The organism is Microbacterium sp. NPDC055521, from assembly GCF_053619695.1.
On the sequence record NZ_JBSHJX010000021.1, the window covers coordinates 1 to 6179 of the forward strand.

At 67.5% G+C, this 6179-nt stretch carries 5 protein-coding genes and 1 tRNA gene; 2 read left to right on the plus strand and 4 right to left on the minus strand.

The annotated features are described in order from the left end of the window. Positions 1–75: 75 nt before the first annotated feature. A complete protein-coding gene (locus tag ACWGSM_RS13455) occupies positions 76–693 on the minus strand; it encodes an ANTAR domain-containing response regulator (RefSeq protein WP_071644465.1) in 618 nt (205 codons plus the stop codon). Between the two features lie 92 nt (positions 694–785). Here ACWGSM_RS13455 and ACWGSM_RS13460 point away from each other — a divergent pair. Together ACWGSM_RS13460 and ACWGSM_RS13465 are read left to right on the plus strand one after the other, a co-directional pair. Beyond that, positions 786–868: transfer RNA gene (locus ACWGSM_RS13460), tRNA-Leu, on the plus strand. Positions 869–1160: 292 nt separating this feature from the next. Continuing rightward, positions 1161–3707, plus strand: a complete 2547-nt coding sequence (locus tag ACWGSM_RS13465; protein WP_452323422.1) for a collagenase — start codon at positions 1161–1163, stop codon at positions 3705–3707. 28 nt (positions 3708–3735) lie between these two features. Here the strand turns inward: ACWGSM_RS13465 and ACWGSM_RS13470 are convergent, their stop codons facing one another. The 3 genes from ACWGSM_RS13470 to ACWGSM_RS13480 form a co-directional block, all read right to left on the minus strand. Then, complete coding sequence (locus tag ACWGSM_RS13470; RefSeq protein WP_452323423.1) at positions 3736–4413, minus strand: LuxR C-terminal-related transcriptional regulator; 678 nt, start codon at positions 4411–4413, stop codon at positions 3736–3738. 249 nt (positions 4414–4662) lie between these two features. After that, the gene (locus ACWGSM_RS13475; RefSeq protein ID WP_452323424.1) at positions 4663–5328 is read right to left on the minus strand and encodes an esterase/lipase family protein; all 666 of its coding nucleotides are present in this window, start codon (positions 5326–5328) and stop codon (positions 4663–4665) included. After that, positions 5325–6116, minus strand: a complete 792-nt coding sequence (locus ACWGSM_RS13480; RefSeq protein ID WP_452323425.1) for an alpha/beta fold hydrolase — start codon at positions 6114–6116, stop codon at positions 5325–5327. The genes ACWGSM_RS13475 and ACWGSM_RS13480 overlap by 4 nt, the downstream gene beginning before the upstream one ends. Positions 6117–6179: the final 63 nt, after the last annotated feature.

Genomic DNA, 6179 nt, shown 5'->3' on the forward strand with positions numbered 1-6179 from the left:
GATCAAGACCGTCGACGCCTGACGGAAAGCGAAGAGGCCCCGCCGATCGGCGGGGCCTCTTCGCGAAAGGTGAGCCTATTTCTTGGGCGCGAGCTGCTCGATGATCGCCTTCGCGACGTCCTGCATGGTGAGCCGACGGTCCATCGACGCCTTCTGGATCCAGCGGAAAGCCTCGGGCTCGGACAGCCCCATCTTCTCGTTCAGCAGCCCCTTGGCGCGGTCGACGAGCTTGCGGGTCTCGAAGCGCTCGACCATGTCGGCGACCTCGGCCTCGAGCGTGATGATCTGTTCGTGACGGGCCAGCGCGATCTCGATGGCGGGCAGCAGGTCGTTCGGGGTGAACGGCTTGACCACGTACGCGAGGGCTCCGGCCTCGCTCGCACGCTCGACGAGCTCCTTCTGGCTGAACGCGGTGAGCAGCACAACGGGAGCGATGTTCGCCTTGTGCAGCTTCTCGGCGGCGCTGATGCCGTCGAGCTGGGGCATCTTCACGTCCATGACGACGAGGTCGGGCCGCAACTCGGTGGCCAGCTGCACGGCGGTCTCGCCGTCGCCCGCCTCACCGACGACGTCGAATCCGTTGTCGCGCAGGATCTCGACGATGTCGAGGCGGATCAGCGACTCATCCTCAGCGACGACGACGCGACGCGGGGCGGATGCCGTGGGCTGCTCGGGCTGCTCTTGCTCAGTCACCCGTCCATCCTAGTCGAAGGGCGCGTGCGTCGGCGGAAAGCGGGCGCGGAGCGCCGTCGCGGCTGCGCTACAGTCGTATGCGCAGTGTGTCGGCCGGCGTGGCGGAATGGCAGACGCGGAGCACTCAAAATGCTCTGTCCGAGAGGGCGTGTGGGTTCGAGTCCCACCGCCGGCACACCAGCAGGAGGGCCGTCCCGGAGGGCGGCCCTTTTGGATCCTCGTCGCCCGTTGGCGACTTGACGACAGCTGCGGTCCCTCTGGTGATGGCGCCTTTCGGACGTTGAGCATGCATTTGCCGCTGTGCCACAGTGACGGCGGGAGGCGGCTGCGCCAAGGTTCGTCCCCACCGAAACGGAATCCGGTGCGCCTCCTCCCCGATGAGACCCCATGCCAGAGGTCTCGAGTCTCCCCAGAATGCCAGGAAGAAGGACACGATGACACAACGGATGATGCAAAGGGGAGCAACGATGCTCCTCAGCATCGCGGTCTGCGCTGGGCTCGCCCTCACCGCACCGACGGCGGCGTTCGGCAGCACACCTGCCACAGCTCCCACCCACGACGACTCCGAAGCGGCGCCGTCGTACATCTCAGGACTCGTCGACCCGCAGAGCGAAGAGGAGGTGTCTGCTACTCCGCCGATCTCAGCCAATACCGACGCGCTGCACACTGTCGTCGGCGAGGCGGATGCCGAGCCGGAGCGTCCCTCGATGCAGACCCGCGCGACCGGGAAGAGTATCGCGGCTGTCTGCACCGCAGCCGACTTCGCGCAGGCCTCAGGACAGGCCCTGGTCACTTTGATCAAGGGCAGCACGACCGACTGCGTCAACACGCTGTTCTCGGTCAAGGGCTCGCAGGCGGCATCCATTTTCACCGAGGCGAAGATGGTCGCGGCGGCGAATGGCCTTCGTGCCGTCGCTCAGTCCTACACCGGCGACAACTCCGGGTCGGCCGCCCAGCTCGTGCTGTTCCTGCGGGCCGGGTACTACGTGCAGTGGTACGACTCGAGTGTCCCCGCCTTCGGCACCGCCCTGCGCAGCGCCGTCAGCGCAGCGCTGGATGAGTTCTTCAACAGCCCGCGGTCCAAAGACGTCACCGACGCCAACGGCGAGACCCTGTCTGAGGCGGTCACACTGATCGACTCGGCAGAGCTCAACGACCGGTACATCCACGTCGTCAAGCGACTGCTGACCGACTACAACGCCAGCTACAACTCGTCGTGGTGGATGATGAACGCGGTCAACGGCACGTTCACCGTGCTGTTCCGAGGTCACCAGGTGCCTGCCTTCGTGCAGAAGGTCGCCTCGGACACCTCACTTCTCACCACGCTCCGGGACTTCGCACTCGGACACACCGACCTGCTCGCCGGGGAGAACGCCTACCTGGTGACGAACGCGGGCCGCGAACTCGGACGGTTCCTCGGCGACGCGCCCATCAAGGCTGCGGTGAAGCCGATGGTGAAGGCTGTGCTCGACCAGACCTCGCTCGACGGACCCACCTCGGGTCTGTGGGTGGCACTCGCAGAGATGGCGGACTGGTACGACAAGACCGACTGCAGCTACTACGGCACCTGCAACCTGCAGGAGCGTATCGAGGCCAAGGTGCTGCCCACCACTCACGTGTGCAGCCCGAGCATCACGATCCGCGCCCAGGACATGAACGCGCAGCAGTTGTCCGTCAGCTGCGCGAGCCTGAACGCTCAGGACGCATACTTCCACGCGGTCGCCAAGGACCCTGGCCCTGTGCCCGGAGACGTGAACACGAAGATCGAGGTTGTCGTGTTCGACTCGAGCACGGAGTACCAGGCCTACGCGGGCACGCTGTTCGGCATCGACACCAACAATGGCGGCATGTACCTCGAGGGTGACCCGACCAAGACGAACAACAAGGCTCGCTTCATCGCCTATGAGGCCGACTGGCTGCGCCCTGAGTTCGCGATCTGGAACCTGAACCACGAGTACACGCATTACCTCGACGGTCGTTTCAACATGCACGGAGACTTCACCGAGAACATCTCGACTCCCACGATCTGGTGGGTCGAGGGTTTTGCCGAGTACATCTCGTACCACTACCGGCAGATGCCGTACACCGCGGCGCAGGAGGCGGCTGCAACAGGCCAGTACAAGCTCAGCCAGCTCTTCGACACGACGTACGACCACGACACCGATCGCATCTACCGGTGGGGCTACCTGGCGGTGACCTTCATGCTGAACAAGCACCCGAACGAGTTGCAGACGGTGCTCGGCAACTACCGGTCGGGCAACTGGAATGCAGCCCGCGACTACCTGAAGAACGGCATCGGCACCACGTACGACGCCGAGTTCACCGCCTTCCTCGCCGAGTGCGCGCAGGGCAACTGCTCTGCTGACCTCGGCGGCGGCGGTGAGCCGCCCCGGAACCAGGCGCCGACGGCGGCGTTCACCGTCGCGACCAACGGCCTCACCGCGACCTTCACGGACGGGTCGAGTGATCAGGACGGTCAGATCGCGAGCCGCGCCTGGGACTTCGGCAACGGCAGGACGTCGACCGAGAAGAACCCGTCGGTGACCTACGCACAGGCCGGATCCTTCACCGTCACCTTGACCGTGAAGGATGACAAGGGCGCGACCGCCACCACGTCGCGCACGGTCACCGTGAAGGCGCCCGACGCCGGCAATCCTGACCCCGGTGGCGACACCTGGACCGTACCGGTGTGCGCCGACGCAGACACCCGCTTGCTCGGTCAGGCGTGTGGACGGATGGGACTGACGGCCAAGAAGGGTGAATCCCGCTACCTCATGGTCTGGGTGCCCGCCGGCACTCCCCGCCTGACCATCACGTCGGGTGGCGGGAGCGGTGACGCCAACCTGTACGTCAGCCACTACGGCTGGCCGAGCCCGCAGAGCCACGTGGCGCGCTCGACCAACTCGGGCAACGGCGAACAGGTCGTGGTCGAGTGGCCGGCATCGGGCTGGAACTACGTCGCGCTGCACGGAGTCAAGGACTTCGCGAACGTGAGCGCGGTCGCCCACTACTGACCCACGCGCCCTGTTCCGGGCGTGAGGATCACCGCGGCGCGGATCCCGGCGAGAGATCGTCGAGGTCCGCGCCGTCGCCGTCCACCGCGTCTTGGTTGAAAGCGGGAAGCAGCCGTGCGACCCGCAGACCGAGCTGGAAGCGACCGCGCGCGCTCAGCCGCAACTGGATCGCTTGGATCTGACGCTGCACAGTGCGGGCGCTCACGCCCAGCGAGCGCGCGATGCTGGCATCGGTGCGGCCCAGCACGAGGTAGCGGAGGATCTGGAGCTGCTCGGCGCTGAGCAGACCGACAGCATGAGGTCTCGACTCGGTCACCGGCAGAGCGCGCTCCCACACGGTGTCGAACAGGTCGCAGAAGTAGGACACCACCGCGGGATGCGCCGAGCGGAATCCGAGGTGCTCGCTGTCGGGGTAGCCTTTCGCGATCACGAGCACCTCGCTGCGGTCGCGGATGAGTACCCGAGAGGGGACGTGGTCGGCCACACGCGCGTCTTCGCCCTGCGCGATGGCGCTGAGCGTGGCCTCCAGATGGGCGTCTTCGTCGAAGATCCAGGTCGAGTACACCACGCGGTATCGCACGCCGGTGGCGAGAGCCACCGACTGCGATGGACTCTGGCCCAGCGTCTCAGCGCAGTAGTCGCCGTTGTCGAGGGCGTCGATCGAATCCGTGGCGGCGAGCTGCAGTTCGCCGAACAGCTCGGTCACCTCGGCATGCGACAGGAGCGCCGTCCCCAATGAACCGCCAGCCGGGCCGGGGAGGGGCGGCGCAAAGGCCGGGTCGCCGTTCGCGCGAGCCGTACGCAGGACGGCTTCGATTCGATCCAAGAGCTCGAGAACATCCATCGCCACGCCTTCTTCTGCGGAATATCACTCGATTATGCCAACGGGCCCACTCCGGCGCTCATCGTGACGTCTTTACGACACGTCGGCCCGGCGACGGTGTCGGGCGCCCCGTCAGCCGGCCAGCGCCGCGAGTTCGGCCATCACGCGGGGGTGCGCGAGCACGCGGAAGTGCCCTCCCGTGTCAAGCGGCACGTTCTTCGCGCCGGGAAGTTCACTGCCTTCCGGGATGTGCGGGTCGAACCGGGCGTAGACCGACACGATCCGCGCATCCGCTTCATGCTGGGCGGAGAGTGCGGCGATCGACGGATGCCGCGGCGAGAGGGCGCGCAGGCTGCGGGTGAGCATCAGGCGGGCGTACCGCGACCCGCCGAACGGGGTCGCGACGGCGAGCATCCCGCGCACCCGCGAGCCCTGGGGGCCGAGCATCACGAGCTTGCCGGCCAGGCCGCCCTTGCTGTGCGCCAGCAGCACGACGTCATGCAGGTCGCGTGCGGCGAGATACGCCCCGACTCGGTCGGCCATGTCGGCTATAGGGCTGAGGTTGCGCTCGAGCGGCTCGACCACGTGCACGGGATGCCCGTCGCGGTGCGCTCGCTCGATCAGAGGGCGCAGGAACCGCCAGCTCTCGTAGATGCCCGGCAGCACGACGATCGGCACGCCGGCGCCGCTGGTGTACGCCTCCGGCCGGTTGCGACCGCCGAAGGCCCGCACCTGCCAGGCGGCAGCGTAGGCGTAATCCTGCGCCCACCAGAGCGCCCTGCGCAGCAGATCGCTCACCCTTCACCCTCCCGCGTTCGAATCGCCAGGTGCGTGGCGCAGAAGTGCCGGACGGCGGACGCGACAGCGCCGGGAGCCGTGTGCTGCGCGTTGTGCGCTCGCCCGGGGATCTCGACCAGCGCTGCGCGCTGCGCTGCGGCCCTCAGGTGCCGGGACCAGCTGAGTGATGCGATGGGGTCTCGCGAGCCGCGCACGACCAGCACGGGCGCCTCCACCCCGACGACCCGGTCCTCGATCCGGTATCCCAGCATGTGCCGCAGCTGCGCGAGATACCAGAGCGGGCCGCACCGCAGGTAGTCGGCGAACACGAGTGCGTTCGCCCCCGGCGTCTCTCGCACCGTGTCCAGCGCGAGCCGCCCCGCCTGCTGCAGCACGGTGCGCCGACGCTCATCGGCGACCGGGCCGATCAGCACGACCGCCTGCGCGAGTTCGGGCCGACGCGCCGCGAGCTCCACCACCCATTGGGTGCCCATCGACTGTCCGACGAGCACGACCGGCCCGGTCGCGGCGGTCCCAGCGCCGATGCGGTCGAGCAGAGCGGCGAGGCCATCCGCCATCTCTTCGATGTCGACGTCGCGCGCGGGTTTCGGCAGCCCTCCGAATCCGGGCAGATCGACCGATATCACGCTCCCGCTCGCGGTCAGCGAGCGGTGCAGCCGCGCGAGGTAGCGATGCGACATCCCGATGCCGTGCACGAGCACGAAAACCGGACCGGAGGACGACGGCGATGCGAGCGAGCGGAAATGGAGCCGTCCGATGCGGTGCGTCTGCTGCGTCTCCGGACTCATCCCAGCACCGTATCGCGTCTCATGCGCAAGAGCGCCGAGGGGCGGACCCTCGTGGGCCCGCCC

What these genes read in the sequence shown, in the direction of transcription:
- ACWGSM_RS13465 (WP_452323422.1), top strand. Translation starts at nt 1,161, where the DNA reads ATGCTCCTCAGCATCGCGGTCTGCGCTGGGCTCGCCCTCACCGCACCG.
- ACWGSM_RS13480 (WP_452323425.1), bottom strand. Translation starts at nt 6,116, where the DNA reads ATGAGTCCGGAGACGCAGCAGACGCACCGCATCGGACGGCTCCATTTC.